18 protein-coding genes are annotated in these 25,123 nt (G+C 44.7%); 14 read left to right on the top strand and 4 right to left on the bottom strand.

Features of this window, described 5'->3' with window-relative positions; translation table 11 throughout:
- The first annotated feature begins 11 nt into the window (after positions 1-11).
- The 12 genes from NFR61_RS00090 (at position 12) to NFR61_RS00035 (ending at position 18,841) form a co-directional block, all read left to right on the top strand.
- Positions 12-1,040: a 6-bladed beta-propeller gene (locus tag NFR61_RS00090; protein WP_251619703.1), complete on the top strand. Its 1,029-nt coding sequence runs from the start codon at positions 12-14 to the stop codon at positions 1,038-1,040.
- Positions 1,037-2,125: a 6-bladed beta-propeller gene (locus NFR61_RS00085; RefSeq protein ID WP_251619701.1), complete on the top strand. Its 1,089-nt coding sequence runs from the start codon at positions 1,037-1,039 to the stop codon at positions 2,123-2,125. The genes NFR61_RS00090 and NFR61_RS00085 overlap by 4 nt, the downstream gene beginning before the upstream one ends.
- A 5-nt stretch (positions 2,126-2,130) precedes the next feature.
- Complete coding sequence (locus NFR61_RS00080; protein ID WP_251619699.1) at positions 2,131-3,138, top strand: BF3164 family lipoprotein; 1,008 nt, start codon at positions 2,131-2,133, stop codon at positions 3,136-3,138.
- Positions 3,135-4,115 (top strand): hypothetical protein, encoded by a 981-nt coding sequence (locus tag NFR61_RS00075; RefSeq protein WP_251619697.1) that lies wholly within the window; start codon positions 3,135-3,137, stop codon positions 4,113-4,115. Before NFR61_RS00080 ends, NFR61_RS00075 begins: the two co-directional genes overlap by 4 nt.
- A gap of 11 nt (positions 4,116-4,126) precedes the next feature.
- Entirely contained in the window at positions 4,127-5,197 is a 1,071-nt protein-coding gene (locus NFR61_RS00070; RefSeq protein ID WP_251619696.1) for a BF3164 family lipoprotein, read from the top strand.
- Positions 5,198-5,209: 12 nt separating this feature from the next.
- Entirely contained in the window at positions 5,210-6,055 is an 846-nt protein-coding gene (gene lepB, locus NFR61_RS00065) for a signal peptidase I (RefSeq protein WP_251619694.1), read from the top strand.
- Complete coding sequence (locus NFR61_RS00060) at positions 6,056-7,846, top strand: O-antigen ligase family protein (protein ID WP_251619692.1); 1,791 nt, start codon at positions 6,056-6,058, stop codon at positions 7,844-7,846.
- Positions 7,827-9,857, top strand: a complete 2,031-nt coding sequence (locus NFR61_RS00055) for a hypothetical protein (RefSeq protein WP_251619690.1) — start codon at positions 7,827-7,829, stop codon at positions 9,855-9,857. Before NFR61_RS00060 ends, NFR61_RS00055 begins: the two co-directional genes overlap by 20 nt.
- A gap of 100 nt (positions 9,858-9,957) precedes the next feature.
- Positions 9,958-11,463 (top strand): TolC family protein, encoded by a 1,506-nt coding sequence (locus NFR61_RS00050; RefSeq protein WP_251619688.1) that lies wholly within the window; start codon positions 9,958-9,960, stop codon positions 11,461-11,463.
- Between the two features lie 25 nt (positions 11,464-11,488).
- Positions 11,489-12,574 carry an efflux RND transporter periplasmic adaptor subunit gene (locus NFR61_RS00045; RefSeq protein WP_251619686.1) on the top strand — a complete coding sequence of 362 codons (1,086 nt, stop codon included), beginning with the start codon at positions 11,489-11,491 and terminating at the stop codon, positions 12,572-12,574.
- A 3-nt stretch (positions 12,575-12,577) separates the two neighbouring features.
- Positions 12,578-15,610, top strand: coding sequence for an efflux RND transporter permease subunit (locus NFR61_RS00040; RefSeq protein ID WP_251619684.1), 3,033 nt, complete (start codon positions 12,578-12,580; stop codon positions 15,608-15,610).
- Between the two features lie 12 nt (positions 15,611-15,622).
- Positions 15,623-18,841: an efflux RND transporter permease subunit gene (locus NFR61_RS00035; RefSeq protein WP_251619682.1), complete on the top strand. Its 3,219-nt coding sequence runs from the start codon at positions 15,623-15,625 to the stop codon at positions 18,839-18,841.
- A 9-nt stretch (positions 18,842-18,850) separates the two neighbouring features.
- Here the strand turns inward: NFR61_RS00035 and NFR61_RS00030 are convergent, their stop codons facing one another.
- The gene (locus NFR61_RS00030) at positions 18,851-19,483 is read right to left on the bottom strand and encodes a flavodoxin family protein (protein ID WP_251619680.1); all 633 of its coding nucleotides are present in this window, start codon (positions 19,481-19,483) and stop codon (positions 18,851-18,853) included.
- A gap of 146 nt (positions 19,484-19,629) precedes the next feature.
- On the opposite strand from NFR61_RS00030, the gene meaB reads away from it, so the two are divergent.
- The gene (meaB, locus tag NFR61_RS00025; protein ID WP_251619976.1) at positions 19,630-20,724 is read left to right on the top strand and encodes a methylmalonyl Co-A mutase-associated GTPase MeaB; all 1,095 of its coding nucleotides are present in this window, start codon (positions 19,630-19,632) and stop codon (positions 20,722-20,724) included.
- On the opposite strand, the gene NFR61_RS00020 is transcribed toward meaB, so the two are convergent.
- Entirely contained in the window at positions 20,721-21,158 is a 438-nt protein-coding gene (locus NFR61_RS00020) for a type I restriction enzyme HsdR N-terminal domain-containing protein (protein WP_251619678.1), read from the bottom strand. The genes meaB and NFR61_RS00020 overlap by 4 nt on opposite strands.
- 7 nt (positions 21,159-21,165) lie before the next feature.
- On the bottom strand, positions 21,166-22,392 hold the full coding sequence (locus tag NFR61_RS00015; protein ID WP_251619676.1) for an S-adenosylmethionine:tRNA ribosyltransferase-isomerase: 1,227 nt from the start codon (positions 22,390-22,392) through the stop codon (positions 21,166-21,168).
- Positions 22,393-22,602: 210 nt separating this feature from the next.
- Here NFR61_RS00015 and NFR61_RS00010 point away from each other — a divergent pair, with 210 nt between their 5' ends.
- Positions 22,603-23,832: an ATP-binding protein gene (locus NFR61_RS00010; RefSeq protein WP_251619674.1), complete on the top strand. Its 1,230-nt coding sequence runs from the start codon at positions 22,603-22,605 to the stop codon at positions 23,830-23,832.
- Positions 23,833-24,050: 218 nt separating this feature from the next.
- Here the strand turns inward: NFR61_RS00010 and NFR61_RS00005 are convergent.
- On the bottom strand, positions 24,051-25,123 hold a 1,073-nt coding region (locus NFR61_RS00005), incomplete at its 5' end, for a glycine rich domain-containing protein (protein WP_251619672.1).

Below are 25,123 nucleotides of genomic sequence, written 5' to 3'. Positions count from 1 at the left end.
TATAATTTATAATGAAGACCAAGTTTGTACTTTTTTTATTATCCATTTCCGCCCTGTGGGGATGCAGCCAGCAGTCGCCAACGGAGAGGCATTACAAAGAATATGGCAAGGTGGTTGATGTTCACGACAGGGTGCAGCCGATTGAGATGAAAGATGTTTTTATAGGTGATGTTACTTCTTTATATCTAATGGATAAGTATTTTATCATCGGAGATTATAATTCTCCTGACAAGCTTATTCATCTGTTTGATAAAAACAGTTTCAAATATATTTGCAGTACAGGCAATAAAGGAAAAGGACCGGGCGAGATTACAAATCTAGGACATATCGCACCGGATAAAGTTCGTCGAAAATTTTACGTGTCAGATCATGGAAAGTTAAAAATATTCAGCTTTGATTTGGACAGCCTTTTGGCTAATCCGCTATATCGCCCAAGTATAAAAGTCAGCATGAATAAAAGCCGCTTCCCTTCCGAATATGAATATATAAACGATACTTTGTGTTTCGGCCGCATGATAGAACCTATAGGCAATAATGATTTTAAACCGTATGTCGGGAAGTGGAATATGCTGACCAATGATATTGAGTTGATGAAATACGAGCATCCCGATGTAAAGAAAAAACGGACTGTTGCCGATGTTTCACCGGAATTAGGTTTGTATGTGGAAGTGCATTCACTTTATGACTTAATAACCGTCGGAACTCTTGACGGTGAATTGAAATACAATATATACGGGCCTAAGTGGGAAACGAAATTAACTAAAAATAACTACTATTATTCACCCCTTTTCTGTAAGGATAAAATTATTACGACCTATTTAGGGGAATATAGAATTGTAAAAGAAGCCAATGGAAATATAAAAGTCAATTATCCAACCAGATTTATTGTTTTTGATTTAGAGGGGAATTATCTCCAAACGTGGGAAACTAATTATGAAATCAGCCGATTTATTTATGATGAAGAAAATAATCGCCTTATTATGAGTTTAGAGTATGACGATGTGCAGTTTGCTTATTTGGATTTGGAAGGATTGTTATGAAAATTAAGTTTATTATACATTTCTTTATCCTCTTTCTTTTATCCGCTTGTCAATCAAAACAAGGTGTATCTCTGTCTTCGTCCACTAAATATGTTTGGAATGAAGATAATAAGGCGTCGATATATGATTCGTTTGATACAATCCAATATATTATTCTGGAAGAAAATCCCCAAGCCTATTTACAACAAATAGATAAGTTAATTGTTCAAGATGGTAAAATCTTTGTTTTCGACCGTTTAGGTAGAAATCAAGTTGTTGTTTTCGATACAACCGGAAAGTTTTTATATGGCGTAGGCAGGAAAGGACGAGGCCCCGGTGAATTTATCAGAATATGTAATTTTACCGTGGATTCCAATTATATTTATATTATTCATGATATTGAACCTTCAATTATGTATCATTCTGTGAAGGATGGCAGTTTTATCAAGAAAAAAAGGATATCCTTCTTCCCTTCCGATATCGCTGTGTTTAAAAATGGCGATTTTGCTTTTACGTTACCTTTCTCTCCTGCTACCCCATCACCTCAAAATAAGATTGTTATTACAGATAACCAACTGAATATAAAAAAGTATTTATTCCCTTTAACCCCACAAGATAACGAGATTATTAATAAATTGAGTCCTTTTTTATATACAGACCAATCCGTTATTTTCAATTCTTATTATTCGGATACACTTATTATTTTCGACAGGGTGAATCCTGATTCATATGAAACCGTCTGTATTGACTTCGGCAAATATCAAATCCCGTTATCATACCGAAAGAAAGAAAATTTAGATAATGATTCATGGCTTTATATCAATGAAAATGTCGTTGCTAATAGTTCTTTCTTATTCGGGAGGTTCGGGAAACAATTTTATCTGTATGACCGGAAAAAACAATCTGCCAGTCCGACAGAGCCCAACGGATTCTATACATATACACGTGTTCATTACGCAACGGATAATTATTTTTTATCTTCTTTTTTTAATCGATATAATGTTTATTTGTCCTTGGTTGATAAAGGAATGCAACGTGCTCCACTATGTATAGAAGAACAGATGGAACAAGGAAACTGTGTGCTCATTAAATATGTCTTAAAATGAATGTCATGAAGACCAAGTTTGTACTTTTTTTATTATCCATTTCCGCCCTGTGGGGATGCAGCCAGCAAGCTTCTACGGAGAAATACTTGTCCGAACGAAATAATGTCGTGAATGTACACGATAAGGTTGTAGAGATTCACATCGATGAACCATATATCAGTTCTATTTTCCATGTCTTCATAATGGACAAGTATTTGTTTATCACAGATTACCAAAATGCAGACGGACACATTCACATTTTCGATAAAAATACATTTCAATACATTGCCAATATTGCCCCCAAAGGACATGGACCCTATGAATTTGTAAATATCGGAGAAATATGCCCCGACGAGAAAAACCGGAAGTTTTATGTGTTCGACTTCGGTAAATACAAATTGCTTAGCTATGATTTAGACAGTGTTATCCATGATCCTTCCTATCGGTTTCACGAAAAAACCAGTTTCAAAGAACCGTTGTATCCATATAAATGCTGTTATATCAACGATACACTGAGCCTTGTATCTATTGTGGATGTTGAGAATAATTACAGAAACGTCAATATCCTCGCTGGTCTCTGGAATATGTGTACAGGAGAGTTGCGCATCGGTTACGAAAACCCGTCTGTGAAGAAAAAACGCTTCCAATTCGATGCCTCTGAAGAAGAGGGTATCTATGTAAAGAGTTATTCCCGCTATGACCTTATGACAATATGCAATTTAGACGGCTCACTGAAATGCAATGTTTACGGGCCGGCATGGAGTAAGGAAATAACCAACATCTGCCACTACAATATGGATATTCGTATTTGTAAGGATAAGATACTCGCCCTTTATTCCGGGGCAGATCATCGTTCCCCAGACCATTATCCTTCAAAAATCCATATTTTTGACACAGCAGGGAATTATATAAAAACACTGGAAACAGGGTTTCACATTCTATCTTTCCAGTATGATAAGGAAAAACACCGGATTATTTTCGGCACTAATGATGAGATGCAATTCGGGTATTTGGATTTGGAAGGTTTGCTATGAAAATTAAGTTTATATTGTTGATACTCTTTTTTGCCGGTTGCAGGCCTGACGCACCTAAACCGTTTAAGATTCCTTATACGGTTCTTACGGAGCATATTTATACCCGTTTACCGGGGAAGTTACTTTTATATAAACAGTATTTAGTGTGGCAGGATCCTTTTGCAGCTAAGAATTTCATAAAAGTTATCGATACCCTATCCGGAGAACAAGTGGGTGAGGCCGGTATCATCGGCAAAGGGCCGGAAGAGTTTATTACTCCTTCTATCGGAAATTGCATTGATAATAAAGTTATCGTGTATGATTTAAATTCTTCCAAACAGGCGCTTTTCGATATAGATAGTATTATCCACCATCAGAAATATTATGCCTCTCTCCCTTCTATTTCTTTTAAACATCCGATTATTGCCGTAGATAGTGCATCGTTTGTTGCTGTTAATGATTCCCTTATTTCTTCTCTGCAATTTATACGAAGAGATTCTGTCGTTCAAATGTTCGGTGAACCTATCATTACCGGAGATTTTTACAATCGTCCGGATTATTTTCAAGTCAATTTGTTTTATGATTCCTATAACGGTTATCTACTTTGCCTGTATCCCTATTTATCCCATATTTCCCTGTATAAGAATAATGGAGAAAGGTTTTCATTATACAGCCAAAAGCAGTCTACCCGATATGATTACTCTGTTGAAAATCATCAAATAAAGATTAAAGAGCCGGATACCAAGATTTTAGATGTTGCCTTTGTCCGAAATTATATTGCCACTATAGAGATTAACAAAGAAGATACCAGAAATACGTCTAATTTACCTACGATGATTCATCTGTATGATTACCGGTTTCGCTTGCAACATACTATTGATATAGAGATTCCTCTCTTACGTTTAGCCGCCGATAGCCGTTCAAATACTTTGTATGCGATAGCGGTACAGGATGGATATTCTGTTATTCAATGCTCATTACCTGCTCAAGGTTATTAATTTATCAACCTATGAAAACTATCCATTTCATCGTAATATTAATATTACAAACCGTTTTAGCCTGCCGCTCCGAGTCGCCGACGGAGAAATACCAGTCCGAACGAAATAATGTCGTGGATGTCCACAGTAAGAATCCTAAGGTTATTAAACTCTCATCGGAGGTTTTACTAAAAGAGTCCGAGGTATTTATGAAGTATCCGTATAAAGTCAAGGTATTGGATTCACTGGTGTTTCTTTGGGATTTGCACGGTGTAAATAAGTTTTTCCATATTTATTCTTTCCCTGATTTGAAGTATATAATATCGTTCGGAAGTAAAGGGAAAGGCAGTAATGAGCTTGTGAATGCAGGCGGGTTTGTGGTTGATAAAGGAAAGATGTTTGTTTTCGACTCATTTAAGGCGGATTTATATATTTATTCTATCGACAGTTTATTGCACGGCTCAACTACTCCATTGCAGGTTGTTGCCTATCCTCCGGAATGTATTCCCGTGCTGGCTTTTACAAAGGTGGAAGATAAGTTCGCTATTTTAAGTTTCGACGGAAAAGACAGGGTTATATTTGCAGATTCTATCGGCCATGTTTTAGAAAGAAGATATAATTATCCCATTGATAAGGAGGTCTCGGTACCCCTGTATCAAAACTTTTTAGCCTCTCTTTGGGATTCATTCCTGGATTACAACCCTCAAAATAAAATACTGAGTCTTGCAACCAAGTTGGGAGATGTTCTGGAGATATATAATTTAAAAGACCAAACAGAGTATATTGTTATCGGAAAAGGCGGAAAACCGGATATTGTAGAAAAAAACGGAGGGTTCTCTATCGGCAGAATTGACGGTTTCTCGGATATTCAAGTTAAGGATAAACATATTTATGCTCTCTATTCCGGTTTGGAGCGTACAGGAGAAAGCACCCCGGAGGGAGGTAATTATATTTATGTATATGATTTAAAGGGGCATTTGGAAAAAATTTATGAATTGGAGCAATATATCAATGGCTTTGACATCCACGAAGATGAAAAGGCTGTTTACGCCGTAAGTTCCGGTGATAATCTTATTTCCAAATATACGTTACATTCAAATTAAATCCGACGGACAATGAAAGGCAAGGTATCGGAAATGGTGGTGAATGTCCTGTTCTGGATATGTATTTTGTTTGTGGGGTGGATTGTTTTGAATGTGCTGGGATATAGTTCTTTCAAGATTCCAAGTAATTCGATGGAACCGGCATTGGTGACGGGTGACCGCATCTGGGTTGCCAAACCTGTTTTGGGTGCCCGCATTTTCAATCCGTTTGCCCCTTTGCACAAAAAGGATATTACAATACGACGGTTACCGGGCTGGAGGAAGGCGAAGCGCAATGATGTGCTGGTGTTTAATTTCCCCTATCGCTCGGCGTGGGATACGGTGTGTATGGATTTAGGCACTTATTATGTGAAGAGATGTATCGGCGTGCCGGGAGATACGGTTGAAATCAGTGAGGGGTTTTACGTTATCAACGGACAAAAAGGGACAGTCGGGAATCAGTCCGCGCAGAAGGCGTTATCGCTGAAAAGCCAGGAGGAGTTTGAACCGGAGGTGTATAATACGTTTCCCTATCACCCGGCTTATCCGTGGAATATTCGTCATTTCGGCCCGCTTGTCGTGCCCGGGGAAGGGATATGTGTTCCGCTGTCCCCGGAGAATTTATGCCTGTACAAACGCTGGATCGAATGGGAAACGGGGAAAGAGGTCATATGCCGGAATCAGGAGGTGTACATCGGTGAGGAACCAACGGATAGGTATTGCTTCCGGAGAGATTATTATTTTGTGGGCGGCGACCGGGTGGAGGATTCCAAGGATTCCCGCTACTGGGGTTTCCTGCCGGAAGTGTGTATTGTGGGGAAAGCGTGGATTATCTGGAAGTCGGAAGAGGAAGGCAGAACATGGAAATTAATCAAGTAGATGAAGTTTACCGAAAGAAATAGGTGGTTCGGCTATGCGCTTGTCATGCTTTGCGCAACGGGTATTTTATTGCCTGTCATGACCGATGATTCCCTGCGAATTGCCACCCTTAATCCCAGACGCTTGCAGGTATTTGCCGTGTGCGTGCCTGCCGTGCTGGCGACGGTTTGCATTTTCTCTTTTTTCCGGCCTGTCCGTTTCCGCTTTACTTCCACCGACGGATGGACGGCGGCTTTTATCGGGTACTGGTTTTTCCGGTACTTCGCAACGGGCGGCTGTTGCCCTACTCTTGCCTTTGTTATGATTTTATTGAGCGGTGTTTACATTTCCGTCCGCGCGATGGTGTCGATAGAGAGCCGCTCCCGTACCATTATGTTCTTTTTCCTTTGCCTCACCGGTATGACGGAGGCGATATGGGGATTGGGACAGTTGTTCGGGTATCTGCCTTCTTACCACAGTCTGTATCCGTTTACGGGGTCACTTTTTAATCCGGGGCCTTATTCGGGTATGCTAGCCTGCCTGTTCCCCCTTGCGCTGGGATTGAGCCTGCGCAAACCGTCCTCAAACAAGGAACAATGGATTTATTATGCCGGGATGGGCTGTGCGGTGGCAAGCGTAATCCTCCTCCCAGCGGGCATGAGCCGCAGCGCGTGGCTGGCTGCGCTGTGCGGAAGTGTTCCGGTTTTGTGGCAATACTGTTCCCTTACTCCTGTCATCAGGGACTTTTTCAGAAAAAAGAAACGGTACCTCCTGCCGGCTGTCTTCCTCGGTTTGCTACTCCTCGGCAGCTGCATCGCCGGCATATATATGTTGAAAAAGGATTCGGCGGACGGGCGTCTGCTGATGTGGAAAGTATCGGGTATCGCCTTCAGGGAAGCCCCTTTCACGGGACAAGGTCCGGGTAGTTTCGCCGGTGCATACGGCGAGGCGCAAGCCCGCTATTTCCGCAACGAGCCGCATACCGCACAGGAAGAGTATGTCGCGGGATGCCCGGCTTACGGATTTAACGAGTACCTGCAATTCGCAACGGAACTCGGCGTGACGGGATTGGTTCTTTTTGCGGGAATGCTCCTCTCCGCTCTCAAACAGGCTATCAGGTACCGGCAGACGGGTCTGGCGGGAAGTCTTGCCGCTTTCTCGGTTTTCGCTTTCTTCTCCTATCCTTTCGGCGTGCTGCCTCTGACGCTTTTGTTTGTTGTTTTTATTGCCCTTTGTTCTCCGCCGTCCGTTTCGGGAAACAGCCCGATGTTCCGTACGGTGCTTGTGCTTCTTGCCGCAGGCTGCCTGTATGCGGGTAATGAATTGAGTGAAAAGGTGCAACGGCTCTACGCCTGGAAAGAAGAAAAAAGATATTTCGATATGGAAATCTATGAGGGTACGGCTGACGGTTACCGTTCCCTGTATCCTGCCCTGCGGGAGTTTGCCCCTTTCCTGTTCGAGTACGGGCAGTGTCTGGCAAAAACGAACCAATATAAAGAGAGTATTCCGGTGCTGCGGGAAGGGGCAGTCAAAAGTTCCGACCCGATGTTTTATAATATCATCGGCAAGAGCGAGCAGGCTCTCGGGAATTACGAAGCGGCGGAAGCGGCTTTCCGGCAGGCTTACCACATGGTGCCCCACCGCCTCTATCCTCTTTATCTGTTGGCGGAACTGTATGTAACAACCGGACAGTATGAGAAAGCCAAGGAGGTTATCCGAAAGGCACTGGCACAAAAGCCTAAAATCATGTCTCCCGCTATTGAGGAGATGCAGTATAAATTAAAGAAATTGTATGAACAGATTCCGTCTTAATATGCTTCGGTGCATCGCCCTGTTGCTGTGTTACCTCGCCTGCCAGACTCCGGAGGAAAAGCAACTGGAGGCGGCATTGCAGTTTGCCGGAGCAAACCGAGGCGAGCTTGAAAAGGCACTGGGATATTACGACCCTGCATCCGGCGACAGCCTGAAATATAAAGCCGTCCGCTTCCTCATCCGGAATATGCCGGGCTGCTGGGGACCGGACAGTGTTTTTTTGCAGGCATACCGCTCTTTTTACGAGGAACACCGCGCTTTGGCTATCCGATATAATTATGATTCGTTTTCAGATTTCGGTGAAAAGATTGATTCGTTGTGGCAATTGAAACGCTCTTTGCTTCCGAGCATCGAGGAAAGAGGGGTGTTTGACCTGCGCTCTATAACCTGTGCCTATCTGATTGAAGAGACAGAAGCCGCCTTTAAGGCCTGGCAGGAGAATGTTTATTGCCGTTCCTGCCCGTTTGAGGAGTTTTGCGAATACATACTGCCCTACCGGCGAAAGAACGGTATCACGGCGGATTCCGCCAGACGGATTTTTTACGCACGTCACCACGGACTTTTTTACCATAATGACACTGTTGCCGGGCAGGATTCCACCGCTTTCATCCGGGAGACGGACAGTCTTTTGTATCTTTACCGGCATATCACTCATACGCGGTTTTACGGGCGGGATATTCCCGTGCCCTCCGCCTCTGTGCTGGAGTATTTAAAAAAAGGATTGTGTGAACACCGCTGCTGGTTTAATTCCCTGTTGTTGTCGTCCCTGGGGATGGCGGTGGCCGTGGATTTCGTGCCTGCCTGGGGTAACCGGAACAGTTCTCATTCGTGGAATGTGGCGATTATCAACGGACGTTCGTATGCTTTCGAGGCTTTTTGGGATGACGACCGATGGAAGTACAAGCGGATATATAATAACAGAACGTACGATGAAAAATGGGGAAGTTTCCGGCTGCCGAAGGTATACCGGCACACTTATTCCAATCACCCGGCAGCCCCCGCCATCGATAAGCGTGTCAAAAGCGAAGATGTTCCACCGCTTTTCAAGAATTACAAAAAGAAAGATGTTTCCGCCGAGTATTTCGATACGGTGAATCTTACCATCCGCCTGCCGGAAGTGCCCAAAGAGACGCATTACGCCTATCTGTGCGTGTTCGGTTACCAGCAATGGCATCCGGTACAATACGGAGAAATCCGGGGCAACGAGGTGACGTTTGAAGGCATGGGCAAGGACATTGTTTACCTTCCCGCTTTTTACAGAAACGGGGAAGTTATTCCCGCCGGTCCTCCTTTCCATTTGCGACCGGATAACCGTATCGACACCCTGATGCCACAAAAATACCTCCAAACAATAGCCGTCAATCAAGTTACCGGAAGTCATTTTTATGAGAGGAACCAGCATGAAGTAAAATATTTGGCCCGTTGCCGCTTTCTCGGAAGCAATTCGCCCGATTTCTCGTCCGCCGATACATTAGGAGAAATCCCGGCATCCATATCGATGGAGTCGGAGACATTACCGGTAGATTCTTCCCGCAGTTACCGCTATATCCGATTGCTTTGCGCCCGAGATACGTTCGCCGCCGGAGAAATACGGTTTTACCCGGCAGACCCATCCGAAGCGATAAAAGCAACTGTTTACCGCTGCCCGCTTACGCCTGTATTGGGAAAGAAGGAGTATCTGACAGACGGCTTTTCCGCTTCCTGTTTCAAAGGTTACGCCCATGCAGGTGCTCCCCGTTTTATTGATTTCGATTTAGGTGACAGGTATTGTCTGCAAAGTATCGGATATATCCTTTGCATCAACGACGGTATTGTGCCGGAAGCAGAATATGAGTTATTTTACTGGGACGGACAGGATTGGATATCTTGCGGGAAAAAGAGTAAACAAAAGCACTACCTGTGCTTTACAAATGTTCCCTCACACGCTTTGTACCAGTTACAGAATTATAACCTGGACAGCCGTATTGAACGAATTTTTATATATGAAGACAATGATGTGAAATGGAAATAATAACATTCTCTTAACTAATTTTTTAGTAGAAATAGCCTTATTTTATCAAAAAAAGTTTAAGTTTGTCAATACAATAAAAACGAACCCCATTCCCCCTACCATGAAACCGGTATTTTTACTCTTTCTCCTGCTTATGGCGGAACTCCTCCAGGCTCAACCGACAGATACCCTACGGTTAGCCCGTAAGGAACGGCTCCGACTGGAAGATGCGATTACATTGGCCAGCCAGCGTTCTATTGACGCTATTCTATACCGGCATCAGTTTTTGACTTCTTACTGGCAGTTCCGGGCTTTCAAGGCGGAGTTGCTCCCTTCGTTGAACCTGGGTCTGACAACGCCCAATTTCAGTCATGCTCTAGTGGCTCTTCAAGATGCCCAGACGGGGGAATATAATTACGTTCAGGATTATTCGATGCGGAATAGCCTAAGCCTCTCTATTAACCAGAATATCGCTCCCACGGGCGGTAAGGTTTCGCTTTATTCAAGCCTCGAACGCTTAGACCAATTCGGAAAACAACGTTACCATTCCTATAATTCCAATCCGGTAAGCGTTACTTACACCCAACCCATTTTCGGCAGTTTCAACTCGTTGAAATGGGATAAAAAGATTGAACCGGAGGAATATGAGAAGGCTAAATTAACCTATCTGGAAGCTATGCAGGAGGTGACGGTGAAAGCGGTGGATATGTTTTTCACTTTAGTGAAAGCACAGCAACAACTAGAGATGGCCAAAACAAACTATACCAATACCCGAAAGTCCTACCAGACGGCACAGGAGCGTTTTAAAATCGGGACGGTGACCCAAAACGATCTGATGCAACTGGAACTCCGCATGCTGAATGACGGCATGACTATCAGTCAAAGTGAAATAGAGGTACAGACCGCCAAGTTTAAACTGGCTTCTTTTCTGGGGTATCCTCAAACCGATGTCGATTTTCAATTGGTTATCCCGGATAATATTCCGGATATTACACTGAATTACGGAGAGGTGTACGATTTATCGGTAAATAACACGTCTTTTAAGTTAGATAAGAATTTATTACTCCTGCGGGCCGAAATGGCTATCGCCCAGGCAAAGGCAAACCGGGGTGCCAAAGCAGACTTTTTTGCCCAATTCGGTTTGAATCAGAGTGCGACGGATTTAGGCGACAGTTACCGCCACACCCAGGACCAGGAGAATATACGCCTGGGCATACAGATTCCCATTATGGACTGGGGCATGGGACGCGGCAGGATTCGCACCGCCCAATCACAGATGAATGTTATCAAGACGCAGATTGAACAACAATTGGTGGATCAGCAACAGGATATTATGATTCGGGTGTTGCAGTTCAATAACCAGAAAAAACAGTGTGATATTTCCGGCAAAGCGAATGAAGTGGCACAGCAGCGTTACGAGTTATCCCTCGAACAGTTTACCAAAGGGACGCTTAGCGTGCTGGAATTCAATACGGCCCAAACAGAGAAAGACGAGGCCATGAGCCGTTTTATTACGGAACTCCACAACTATTGGACGTATTACTATTCCTTGCAAAAATCCACCCTTTACGATTTTACTTACAAACGGAATATATCAACGGATTTCGATTTGTTGATTCAAAATTGATTCGGACATTTTAAGAGGCAAAGACATGAAACAATTGCACATTTTAGCCTATTTATTTTTAAGCGCCGCCCTCATCGGTTGCGGTTCAAAGGAAAAGAGCGAAGAGGAAAGCGAAGTGGGAAGAAAAAAATATGAAATCGAAAAAAATCCGGTAGATACGATTGTTTTACGCAAACAAAGTTTTAACAGCCAACTATTGAGCAACGGCAAATTAAGGGCGTTAAATAAAAGCTCACTGAAATTTGCCAATACGGGTATCATTACCCAACTGAACGGTAAAAACGGCTCGCATGTTGAAAAAGGGGATGTGATTGCCGTACAGGAAACTCGGGATGCCCTGCTTGCTCTGGAACAAGCCCGGCACCAGATGGAAAAGGCTAAAATCGAACTGGAAGACAAGCTACTGGGCTACGGATATAAGATAAGCGATTCGTTGCATATCCCCCACGAAACAATGCGTATAGCCCGTATCCATAGCGGATACAATGACGCGGAAGCCCAGTTGAAGAGTGCGCAATTCACATTGGACAACTGTTTCTTAAAAGCCCCGGTAAGCGGACGGATTGCCAATTTATCGACGAAGGTGTATGAATACCCGACGGGAGATGAGTTCTGCCAGATTATCAATGACAGGATTTTTGAAGTGGAATTCGCCGTGCTGGAGACAGAATTAAATGACTTGAAAAACGGACAGAAAGTATTGGTATCCACTTTCACGGAGCCGGAAAAGAAATACAGCGGACAGGTAACAGAAATCAACCCGACGGTCAATGACAAAGGACAGATAATGGTCCGGGCACAATTCCCGAATCCCGGTCATTTAATAGATGGCATGAACGTCAAGGTGCATATCGAAAACAGTATACCCGACAAATTCGTCGTCCCGAAGAGCGCCGTGCTTATCCGGGACAATCAGGAAGTACTTTTCCGCATAGACCGGGAGAATAAGGCCATGTGGACGTATGTACACGTCTTGTTCTCAAACAGTGACAGTTACGTAGTCGTACCGAATCAGGACAAAGGGGCGGAATTGAATGAAGGGGATGTGGTTATTATTTCGGGCAATCTGAATTTGGCGCACGGCTCCGGTGTGATGATAAAAGAGAAGTAAAGTATGGTGGAATTTCTGATAAAACGGCCCATCGCGGTAACGATGACGTTGATTGCGGTATTGGTGCTGGGGGTACTGGCAATCAACCTGCTTCCGGTGTCCCTGATGCCGGAGGTGAAGATACCGCATATAACGGTCCAAGTGACAGCAGAGAACCTTTCTGCCAGGGAGCTGGATGCCACGGTGGTCAAACCGTTGCGTAATCAATTGACCCAATTAAGCCATTTGGTTGATATTCGTACGGAAACTCGCGACGGAAGAGGCAATATTTTCATGGAGTTTGAACACGGGTCGGACATTGATTTTATCTTTATCGAAGTCAATGAGAAAATAGACCGTGCCAATTTACCCCGTAATATCGATCGTCCCCGCACGATAAAAGCCAACGCGACGGATATTCCCGCTTTTTACATGAATCTGACTCTCAAAGAAAGTACAGGAAGCAAGGCGGGCGATATGCGGGAATTTATCGCACTCAGCAAATTCAGCTTAGCCGTCCTCTCCAAACGGATTGAACAGATTCCGGAAGTGGCCATGGTGGATATCAGCGGACAAACGCTGTCGGAATTACTGGTCATTCCCGACCTTCCGAAATTGGATGCTTTGGGTATAAATCCTTCTGATATAGAGGAAGCAATTACCAAAAATAACATCAATTTAGGCAATCTTACCATCCGGGACGGAGAGTATCAGTATAATATCCGCTTCTCCTCCACCCTTACGAACAAACAGGACATCGAAAATGTGTACTGTAAAATTAACGACCGACTTTACCAATTGAAAGAACTGGCCACAGTAAAGGAAGTACCGCAGAAACAGACCGGATCTGTACAATCCGACGGGAAACCTGCCCTGACGCTGGCGATTATCAAACAAGCGGACACCCGCATGGCAAACTTAAAAGAAGAGATTACCAAACTGACGGAGATATTCCGGCAGGACTACCCGCATCTTGACTTTATCATGACAAGAGACCAAACCGCCTTGTTGGATTATTCCATTGATAATCTGACACAGAATCTGTTGATGGGTATTTTCCTCGCCTGCTTCATTATATTCTTTTTCATGCAGGATTTCCGCTCGCCCCTGCTGATTACGATAACCATTCCCATTGCTTTGATTGTATCGATGCTGTTTATGTTTACGGCAGGCATTTCCATCAATATCATTTCCCTTTCAGGAATTGTGCTGGGAGTCGGTATGATGGTGGATAATTCCATTATCGTCATAGACAACATCACGCAGCATTGGGATAAAGGCGAACCGCTTCCGACAGCCGTTGTCCAAGGAACGAACGAGGTATTTACCCCGATGCTCAGTTCTGTACTGACAACCTGTGCCGTATTTATTCCCTTAATTTTCATGAGTGGAATTTCGGGAGCCCTGTTTTATGACCAGGCGATGGCGGTTACCATCGGCCTTCTCTCTTCGTTGCTGGTCTCTGTCTTAATTATTCCGGTATATTATTATCTGATATACAAAAAACAACAGGTACGCAAGCCGAATTCCGTTTTAGCCCGGTTGCAAATCATCGATTACGAAGCTACTTATGAAAAAGGATTGAAATGGGTTTTCCGCCACCAATTTGCCACATGGAGTATCTGCTTGGGAATGATTGCCGGCAGCTGTCTGATTTATTCCGCAATTGAAAAAAGGAAACTGCCCCCTATTACACAGAATGACCTGTTACTGAATATCGAATGGAACCAGAAAATCAATGCGGTGGAAAACGAGAAAAGGTGCGGGGAACTGGTTAGACATCTGCAGGATTTACTCGCCCAAAATACGGTCATGGCGGGTAGCCAGAAATTCCTGCTCTCCCACACAAAAGAATGCTCCGTCACCGAAGCGATTATTTATCTGAAAACAATTCAGACCGACAGTGTAAAGGCATTAACCAACCGCATAAACGATTTCATGCAGCAACACTACCCGCATGCCGTTTTTTACACCGAGAGTTCGGGAAATATATTCGATATGATTTTTGCGGAAAAAGAGCCTGCGCTGGTTGCCCGCATCCGAAGTACAAACGGGAAAGCCCCCAATCCCGACAAGTTGAATAAATTACTGACTACAATAAGAAAGCAACTACCCGATTTATACATCGAACCGGTGGCATGGCAAGAGGTCATCCAGCTCCGCACCTCCCCGGAATTAATGACTTTGTATGATGTCGATTACAATACGCTTTTCTATAAATTGAAAAGTGCTTTCAATGAAAACCGGATTTTCGACCTCAATGAGGGGGAATACTCCATTCCCGTCATTTTGGGTGACGAAACACATACACTCCAGGCAATCCTGCAAAAGAACCGGGTAAGAAACAAGGATAAAATAGATATTCCGTTGAATACACTGCTCCGGGAAAGCCGGGTTAATGATTTGAAGAATATCATTTCGGGACCGGAAGGCGAATTCTACCCGCTTAATCTGGAAGTTCCGGACAAAGACATCCACCGGGTCATCCGGGAAATCTCCCAAATCGTGGCAGACAATGCCGACTTTGAAGTCAGCTATAGCGGAAGCTATTACACTAACCGGGCTTTAATCAAAGAATTAGCCGTTATCTTGCTGGTGTCTTTACTGCTTCTGTATTTTATCCTGGCGGCACAATTTGAATCGCTGGTACAACCTCTTATTATCCTGTCGGAGATTGCCATAGACCTTTTCGGAGCATTGTTCCTGCTTTGGATTTGCGGTTCAAGTATCAACATTATGTCTATGATTGGTATTATCGTCATGTGCGGTATTGTGATTAACGATTCCATTCTGAAAGTAGATACGATTAACCAACTGCGCAAATCGGGACATCACCTGAAACGCGCTATTATGATGGCAGGTAACCGGCGTTTGAAACCCATTATCATGACCTCCCTAACTACGATTTTGGCGATACTCCCATTCCTGTTTACGGGAAATCTGGGGGCAGACCTGCAATTCCCGTTATCGTTGGCTATTATCGGAGGTATGACGTTGGGAACACTGGTCAGTGTATATTTCATTCCGTTGGCATATTATTATATTTACCGGAAATAAATTATGAGTAATTTGGGTGTACGAGAAACAAAGCGGAGACTTTCCCCCTTTTCCGTCATTCTGACAATGGCGGCATTGATGGTGGTAGGTGTCAGCATGATTCCGATGCTGAATATCCGGTACACCCCCTCTTTTAAACAGCAGGAACTGACACTCTCTTTCAATTGGTACGGTGCTTCGGCACGGATTATCGAACAGGAAGTCACCTCCAAGATTGAAGGGGTATTGGCCTCCGTAAAGGGTATCGAGGAGATGAAATCCGTTACAGGCAAAGGTTCGGGACGCATTACGCTGGCTATCAAGAAACAGGTAAACATCGACGCTATCCGGTTTGAGATTGCAACTTTAATCAAACAGTTGTATCCCCGGCTGCCGGAACAGGTCACTTATCCGACCTTTTCCACCAATACTTCGGGAGAAGAGCAGCAGACACTGATTTCCTATACGCTGAACGCCCCGATTGCCACCTCACAAATCCAAAAATACGCGGAAGAACATATTATCCCCGTCATTTCCCGCCTCGACGGAGTAAACAATGTGGAAGTATACGGTGCCACACCCTACGAATGGGAAATCCAATTTAACCCGAACAAATGCGCGGTACTGAACATTACCGCCGAACAGATTAGCCAGGCAGTCAATACGTTTCATTCCGAAAATATATTAGGACTTACCAAAGAAACCACTACCTCCGGCGATACCCTGCAAATTCGGGTTTTATTGGTCAATAATGTAAAAAATACGGCTTCTTCGGACAGTCCGGAACAACAAAACGACAATACGGTCTACGGTTACGAAATGTGGGAAAACATCCCGGTCGCCAACCAGAACGGACGTATTATTTACCTGAAAGACATTGCCACCATACAATACAAGGAACAGCTTCCGACCCATTATTACCGCATCAACGGCTTGAATAACATCAACCTTTCCGTAACGGCCGAAAAACATATCAACACCTTGGAAGTATCCGCCCGGATTAAAGAAGAAATGAAAAAACTGGAAGCCCGGTTCCCGGAGAACTATTCGGCTATTATCGCTTACGATTCGTCAAAAGAGATTCAAAAAGAACTGAATAAAATATATATCCGGACAATCATGTCTACGCTTATTCTGCTGCTGTTCGTGTATGCAGTAAGCCGGAAACTGCGGTATCTGTTTCTTATTGTGGTCACCCTGTTGGCAAACGTGCTGCTGGCCTTCATTTTCTACAATCTGTTCAATCTGGAGATTCATTTGTATTCCATGGCGGGAATCACCGTCTCCCTCGGACTGATTATCGATACCAGCATCATCATGATAGACCATTACAGCTACTATCATAACCGGAAGGCTTTTTTAGCCATTTTGGCAGCCCTGCTGACAACCATCGGAGCCTTGACTATCGTATTCTTTCTACCGGAGAACCAACGCAACAACCTCGTAGACTTTTCCTCCGTTATCATCATTAATCTGACAGTTTCCCTGCTCATTGCCCTGCTGTTTATTCCGGCACTGCTTGACAAGCTCCCGATTACTCCCCGCAAAAGCAAAAAACTGATAAAATCAAGGCGCCGTCTGGTAAAGTTCACTCGGCTATACGGTAAATTCATCACACATTGCCGCCGTCCGAGATTTAAATGGTTGCTAATCGTGCTTATCCTGCTGACATTCGGGCTACCTGTCCATCTTCTCCCGACAAAGCTAAAAGACAACAAAGACCAGGAACTAAAAGGATTTTTCCCCGAATTGTATAACAACACCATCGGCGGCAAGTTTTACCAAAATACACTAAAGCCTTACCTCGAACCGCTCCTGGGAGGTACATTGCGGCTTTTCACCGAACACGTATTCAACGGTAACTATTACAGTGACCCGCAACGAACCCGATTGTATGTACGGGCCTCCATGCCCGAAGGCTGTACCGTCCACCAGATGAACGACGTGATGCTGAAAATGGAAAATTTCCTGAGCCAATATCAGGAAATCGAGATGTACCAAAGCTACGTATATAACTATGACAACGCCGGTATCACCATTACCTTCCACCCAAAAGCTGAAAACAGTTCTTTCCCCGTCATGCTGAAAGACATTCTTATCGCCAAAGCCAACGACTTGGGCGGAGCGGACTGGAGCATATACGGCATCGGACAGGGATTCTCCAACGCCCTGGGCTCAGGCTACAAGAGCAACCAAATCCGGCTGACCGGCTACAATTACGATATGCTGTACGCCTTTGCCGAACAACTGTGCGATACGCTAAAACAAAACAAACGGGTATCCGCTCCCGAAATTATGGGCTCGGATTCATGGAGGAGCCGCAACTTCACGGAATATTTCATCGACTTCGATTTTGAACAGTTTGCCCGACAAGATTTACAACCGAAAGAGTATTATCATTTTTTGGTACAACAGTTATACCGCAACAACCTGACGCCCGTTCTTTTTAACAATGAACAGATTCCCGTATCTTTAGTCTCATCGGAAAACCGGAATTTCGATATATGGCACCTCAAAAACGACATCATCACGATGAATGAAAGGTCCATAAAACTGGCTGACCTCGGAAAGATAGAAAAGCGCCGTTCCGGAAACGACATTTATAAAACCAATCAGGTCTACTCCCTGCTGGTAGCATACGATTTCCTCGGTCCTTACGAATTGGCAAAACGGGTCATGGAGCGAACTATCAAAAACATGAACAACAACCTGCCCCTGGGATTCAAAGCCGATAAAAACGGATGGAACTGGAATTGGTCCGCGCAAAAGAAACAATACGCCCTCCTGTTTCTTGTCATCGCAATCATCTATATGGTATGCGCCATTCTCTTTGAATCGCTGTGGCAACCTTTGGTCATCATTCTCATGATTCCCATCTCTTTCATAGGGGTATTCCTTACCTTTTACCTCTTCAAATTCACATTCGACCAAGGCGGATTCGCTTCTTTTGTACTGCTGTGTGGTATCGTCGTCAATGCGGGCATATACATCATCAACGAATACAACCTCACATGCCAGACAGCCCGCAAACAGGGACTGAAATATTATCTGAAATCATACAACCACAAAATCATTCCCATATTCCTTACAATCATTTCCACGATTTTAGGTTTAATACCTTTCGTATACGAAGGATCCAAAGAAGTATTCTGGTTCTCTTTCGCCGTCGGCGCCATGGGAGGCATGGTCTTTTCCATCGTAGCCCTACTGCTCTACCTCCCGCTGTTTATGAAATTCAAAGAGAGAAAATAAATATTCCTTTTATCGAATAAAACTTGTATAAATACCTTGTTCCGATTCCGGCACTTTAATACCTGCTTGTTTTCCGGCTTCTATACATTTCAGAATCCATGCCATATTCTTTCCAAGCACACGCATAATCTGCACCCCTTCCTCATCTTTCAGCACATCTTCCGGTGTACAACCGTGTATCTCATTCCAATATCTTGAAGAGACAATCGGCATCTCGTAAATAGAAAGCCATTTCATCAATTGATCAAGAGTGGCAGTAGCACCAGCCCTTCTGGAAGTTGTAATGACCGCACCCGGTTTTTTACAAAGCCCCCCATGTCCCCCAGCTTTATCGGACATAAAAACCCTGTCCATGAAACCGGTCATACTACCTGCCATTGAAGCATAATGTACCGGACTCCCGAAAACAAAACCATCGAAACTTTTCGCTTTTTTCACAAACTCATTGACCGCATCATCAAAAACGCATCTATGATTTTCACGACAATTGCCACACCCGACACAACCGCCCAAAGGTTTATTTCCAATCCAAAAAATTTCAGTTTCAATACCTTCCATATGCAAGGCTTGTGCTACAATATCCAATGCCGTATAGGTACACCCGTTTTTATGAGGAGACCCGTTTACCAATAATACTTTCATATAAATATCTTTTTACAACTCGAAATTAAACCATTTTCTTCAATTTGGCAAACTCTTCAAAAATCATTTTACATAGCCCTCTTCTCTCTCAACTTTTATTAATATCTTTGTCATATTAAGAAAAACAACAAATAATGTCGGAATGTATTGAACATCCGGAGAATTCACCGGAATACGAAGGACTGAAAGTAAACAGAGGTATCGAACAGCCTGAGGCGATGAATCCAAATATCGCCGCCCGCCTGAAGTTTATCAAGAAAAAAACGCTGACAACGGACGATTATGTCGAAGGTATTCTGAAAGGGGACATTAATATCCTCAGCCAGGCCATTACCCTGGTGGAGAGTTCCAAAACGGAGCACCAGCTCATCGCCCAGGAAGTCATCAAGCGTTGTCTTCCCTCTTCGGGCAATTCCGTCCGGATCGGCATTACGGGCGTACCGGGAGCCGGGAAAAGCACCTTTATCGAGAGTTTCGGGAAATACCTGACCGGTCAGGGACACCAGATCGCCGTACTGGCGATTGACCCCAGCAGCGAACGCTCCAAAGGGAGTATATTAGGAGATAAAACCCGCATGGAAGAGCTTTCATGCGACCCGAAAGCCTATATCCGTCCTTCCCCCTCCGCCGGTTCATTGGGCGGCGTAGCGCGGAAAACGCGGGAAGCGATGATTCTCTGCGAAGTGGCGGGATTCGACATCATTCTGATTGAGACCGTGGGCGTGGGACAAAGCGAAACAGCCGTCCATTCCATGGTGGACTTTTTCCTGCTGCTGCAAATCGCCGGAGCGGGCGATGAACTGCAGGGCATCAAGCGCGGCATTATGGAAATGGCGGACAGCATTATCATCAACAAAGCCGACGGCAACAACATACAACGCGCGGAACTGGCAAAGGTGCAACTGCAAACGGCGCTGCATTTTTTCCCCCCACACGAATCGGGCGTGACGCCCCAGGTCATGACCTGCTCGGCATACGAACGGACAGGCATCGACGCCATCTGGGAGAATATCCTGCACTATTGCAGCGAAACGCAGCAAAACGGCTATTTCGACGGCAGACGGAGGGAACAGGCCAAATACTGGATGTACGAAACCATCAACGAGCAGCTGAAAAACCGCTTTTACCAGCACGAAAAAGAAAAGATCAAGCAGGCGGAGGAAAAGGTGCTGAACAACGAACTAAGCTCTTTCACAGCCGCATTCGACCTGTTGGAAGATTACTTCGGCAAACAGGGTTAGAAAGAAGGGAAATCGGGCAGGAAGGAAAAAGTCCTGTCTTCATTCAGCTGGCCGCAATAATGCGTCACCCCGTTGGTTATCGCCACATAGGGAGCCGCCAACACCAGATTGTAGCGAAACACCTGGTCGAACACCGATTGAGACAAAGCGACAGTCGGAGCCTTACACTCAACTATGAGATAAGGCTCCGATTTTTTATCATAGCAGACAATGTCAAAGCGCCTTTTCAGCCCGTACAAGTCAATCTCTTTCTCCACCGCAATCCATGTCCGGGGATACTGCTTTTTCTCTATCAGATAGTGAATCACGTGCTGCCGCACCCACTCCTCCGGTGTCAAGGCTACATACTTCCTCCGGATGACATCGAAAATCACCGGCATTCCGTTCTGTTTCCCGAGATTGTATTCAAAAGGCGGCAACGTCAGATTCAACATGGCAACATTATTTCTTTATCCACAATAAACTGCTATCACCATAACTCAAGAAGCGGAACCCGTGCGCCATGGCATACGCATACACATTCTTCCAGTCCTCTCCGATTGCCGCCGCCACCAACAGGAGCAGCGTACTCTGCGGCTGATGGAAGTTCGTAAACAAGGCATCCACCACCCGATAGCGATACCCCGGTAAAATAATAATCGTCGTAGAGGCTTTCAGCCACTCCGTTTCGGCGTGCTCCAGCCAGTCCGCCAAGGCACTCATCGCCTGCTTCAGCGTATAATGAGACGGCAGACTGTAACACTCCCATTGCGAAACGCTGTTGAAATCCTCATAGCCCTCCAGGAGTTTCACCCCCATCCAGTAAAGACTCTCAAGCGTCCGGACGGAAGTAGTCCCAACCGCAATCACCTCCGCACTCTTATCCCTCAATGCCGTCACCAACTTTCTGGCGACCACGATATGTTCCGTGTGCATATCATGTCCTCCGATTGTCTCCGCTTTCACCGGCCGGAAAGTCCCCGCCCCCACGTGCAGCGTCAATTCTTCGGTATGCACCCCCTGCAATGCCAGATCCTTCAAAATGGCTTCCGTAAAATGCAAACCCGCCGTCGGAGCCGCGACCGAACCTTCCTTTTTGGAATAAATCGTCTGGTAGCGTATCTTATCGGACTCCTCCGACTCCCGGTTCAAATAAGGCGGAATCGGTATTCTTCCGCAGCCCTCCAGCACTTCGCTGAACGACAACGCGGCATCCCAAGAAAAACGGACGATGACTTCACCGCCGGTCTTCACTTCCAGCTTCGTCGCCTGCAACGTCACCGGCTTCCCCTGATAGTCGAAAACACATGAGATCGTCCCCTCCTTCCATTTCTTCAAATTACCAACCATACAACTCCAGTCGCACGAAGAACAGGACGCGAAATTCATCGCATAATCGGCAGGAACAAAAGGTTCCAGACAAAACACCTCTATATGGGCTCCCGTCGCTTTCTGAAAAAACAGACGGGCATAAATCACCTTCGTATTATTGAATATCAACGTCTGCCCGGCCTTCAAAATACGGCGGACATCGTGAAAACTCCTCTCCTCTATCCGTCCCCCCTCGTACAGCAATAACTTGGAAGACTCCCGATCCGCCAAAGGAAATTTGGCAATCCGCTCTTCCGGCAACTCATACGAATAATCCTCTATTCTTATATTTTTCAGTTCTTCCGGCACCGTACCCATTTTCTGTAAACTCTATCTACTTTGCGGGCAAAGGTACTTAAATTCGGGCAATAATGCGCTAAGTGCTTAGCTTAAATATCTTCTATACACAATCTTTACAAAAGCATAATAATCCTTTAATTGGTTTCCGCAGAACGAATATACACCTTTTCAAAGGTGAAATTTTGCACAAAAAACACTTTTAGAAAAGTGTTTTTTCTTATATTTGCAATGAAATATGTAATTTATGCCATTATGGATTACGAGGATATTCAACCGTTGGTAAATACTTTTCATCGTAAACTCGCTGCAACCGATTTGCGATTCAAACGCTATTTGTATGACTGCGTAAACTGGAATGTGCGACTGATAGGCATTAAAGGCGCACGGGGTGTCGGCAAGACTACGTTGCTGTTGCAACATATCAAAGAAACTTTCACCAGGCTTGAAAATGTGCTGTATGTGTCACTAGATAATATGTGGTTTAATAATCACAGCCTGGAAGAGTTGGTGGAATTTCTCTATACGCATGGTGTTGTAAATGTCTATTTCGACGAAGTGCATAAGTATAAGAATTGGACGCAGTTATTAAAGAACTTTTACGACAGCTATCCCGATTTGAATATTGTGTACACAGGCTCTGCCATGCTAGCTATCGACAACTCTAAAACCGACTTGTCGCGCCGGCAATCGCTTTATACACTCAATGGACTGTCTTTTAGAGAGTATCTAGAATATGAAGAAGTCGCTACGATACCTGCAATTACTTTGGAAAAATTACTTGACGTTCATACGGGATACGCAATGGAGGTGGCATCAAAGATAAAGGTGTTGAAATACTTTGATGAATATCTGAGTAAAGGTTATTATCCCTATTATAAGGAGGCTGGCGATGATTATCTGATGCGAGTGGCAGAAGTCACACAACTTGTTATAGACAGCGATATTCCGGCAGTGGAGGATATTACCTATACGACTATTCAGAAGATAAAGAAGTTGTTGATGGTTATTGCCGAAAATGTGCCTCTTGAACCGAATATCAACAAACTCTCTGCGGAACTGGAATCGACCCGCGACCAGACGCTGAAAATGTTATATTTGTTAGATCGTGCTGCATTGCTTTATTTGCTGACAGACAAGGCTAAGGATTATAAACACCTGACTGGTCCGAAGAAAGTATATCTGAATAATGCCAATCTGATGCACGCATTGTCGGGAAGAACTTCGGAAGGTACGCTTCGCGAAACGTTCTTTGCCAACCAGATGGGTGCAGGCTCAACTCTGACAATGCCCAGGCAGGGTGATTTTATGGCAGACGGGAAATATCTGTTCGAGGTGGGCGGTAGCCGCAAGACTTTCAACCAGATAGCCAACCTTCCGAACAGCTACCTTGCGCTGGATGATATTGAGACCGGAAGCGGCAACAGGATTCCGCTTTGGACGTTCGGCTGTTTGTATTAATGTATCCGGATATAGTATGTGTGGAGATAGGCAATCCCGTGGCTATTGAATAATTGGTGTCAATATTTATATTGACGAGACATTATACAAATTGGTTGTCCGACTTGGAAATGGACGCTTAGCAGATATTAGTAGCATAAAACATATAGTATAAATAAGTAAAAAGGTTGAAAGGAGTACTTTCAACCTTTTTCAACTCTTTTAATCTCTTCAACTTTTTAATTCAACGATGTAATCTTCACCTGACCGTTTCCGCTTCTCGCACCATTGGACATAGAGGAGTTACTGAAAATGCCGGTATTGACGTATCCGGAACCCCCGGCACCACCAATTCCATATCTATATCGCTCAGAAGCATTTGTAAACTTAGGACCTGTTCCAGCCCCCTCCCCACCATAGTAGCCGCCTCCACCGCCTCCTGTTCCTGTATAATGCAAACCTCCATAAGTACCATTTCCACCATACCCTAAGGCATAGCCGGAAGTTTGCTTACCCGGAGACGGAACCGCCCTCGTTATCGACGAATGCTTGTTTCCGCTTTCTCCTTCGATACCTCCTCCATAACCGCCAATTCCAGCAGCACCGGAACCACCCCCTCCACCACCAGCAACCATAATCCGGTTGGATAAAGCTTGTCCTCCCCTTCGTATATCCGTACCGCCTCCGCCTCCACCTCCAGTATTACCAGCTATATCATCTCCACCCCCACGTCCACCGCCATTCCAACCGCCATCTCCCCCGGATGTGGAAGAAGGGGTTGAAACTCCCATACCTCCAACATAAACGTAATAAGTAGTAACTGTATTTAGCACTGCAGTTCCCTGGGCATAACCTCCGTAGCCTCCCCTTGCAGAATAAGAAGCGACATATCCTGTTCCTCCCTGTGCTCCCCAACACTCCATTTTATACTTACCTGCCGCCAATCTGACACTATCCATGTGTCCCCGGTAGGGAATCGTGTTACTGATTTTGATTGTGGCGGAAAATACATCCGATGGACATTGGGTAATATGGGCTTTCAGCTTGAATTCTTCATCTACCAGTCCGCCTGCTATCGTCAGGGAATTGGAAGACTTGCCGGATACATATACCCACGACGGCGCACCCTCAAATTGCCATACGGCGGAACTGTTCGTACCCCAATATTGTGTTAGCTCAACAGAACTTCCCGCATTGAAAGTATAAAGAGACTGGGAGAAAGGTTTGGGCAGTAGGTTTATGGTCACAATATTGCTTGTGGCAACCCCCACTGCACAAACAGCCACCCGTTTGAATTGATACGTTACCGTAG

Source organism: Odoribacter lunatus, from assembly GCF_943193135.1.
Taxonomy (GTDB): Bacteria; Bacteroidota; Bacteroidia; order Bacteroidales; family Marinifilaceae; genus Culturomica; species Culturomica lunata.
The sequence above is the reverse complement of the archived record's forward strand: the minus strand, read 5'-3'. Positions and strand labels throughout refer to the sequence as shown.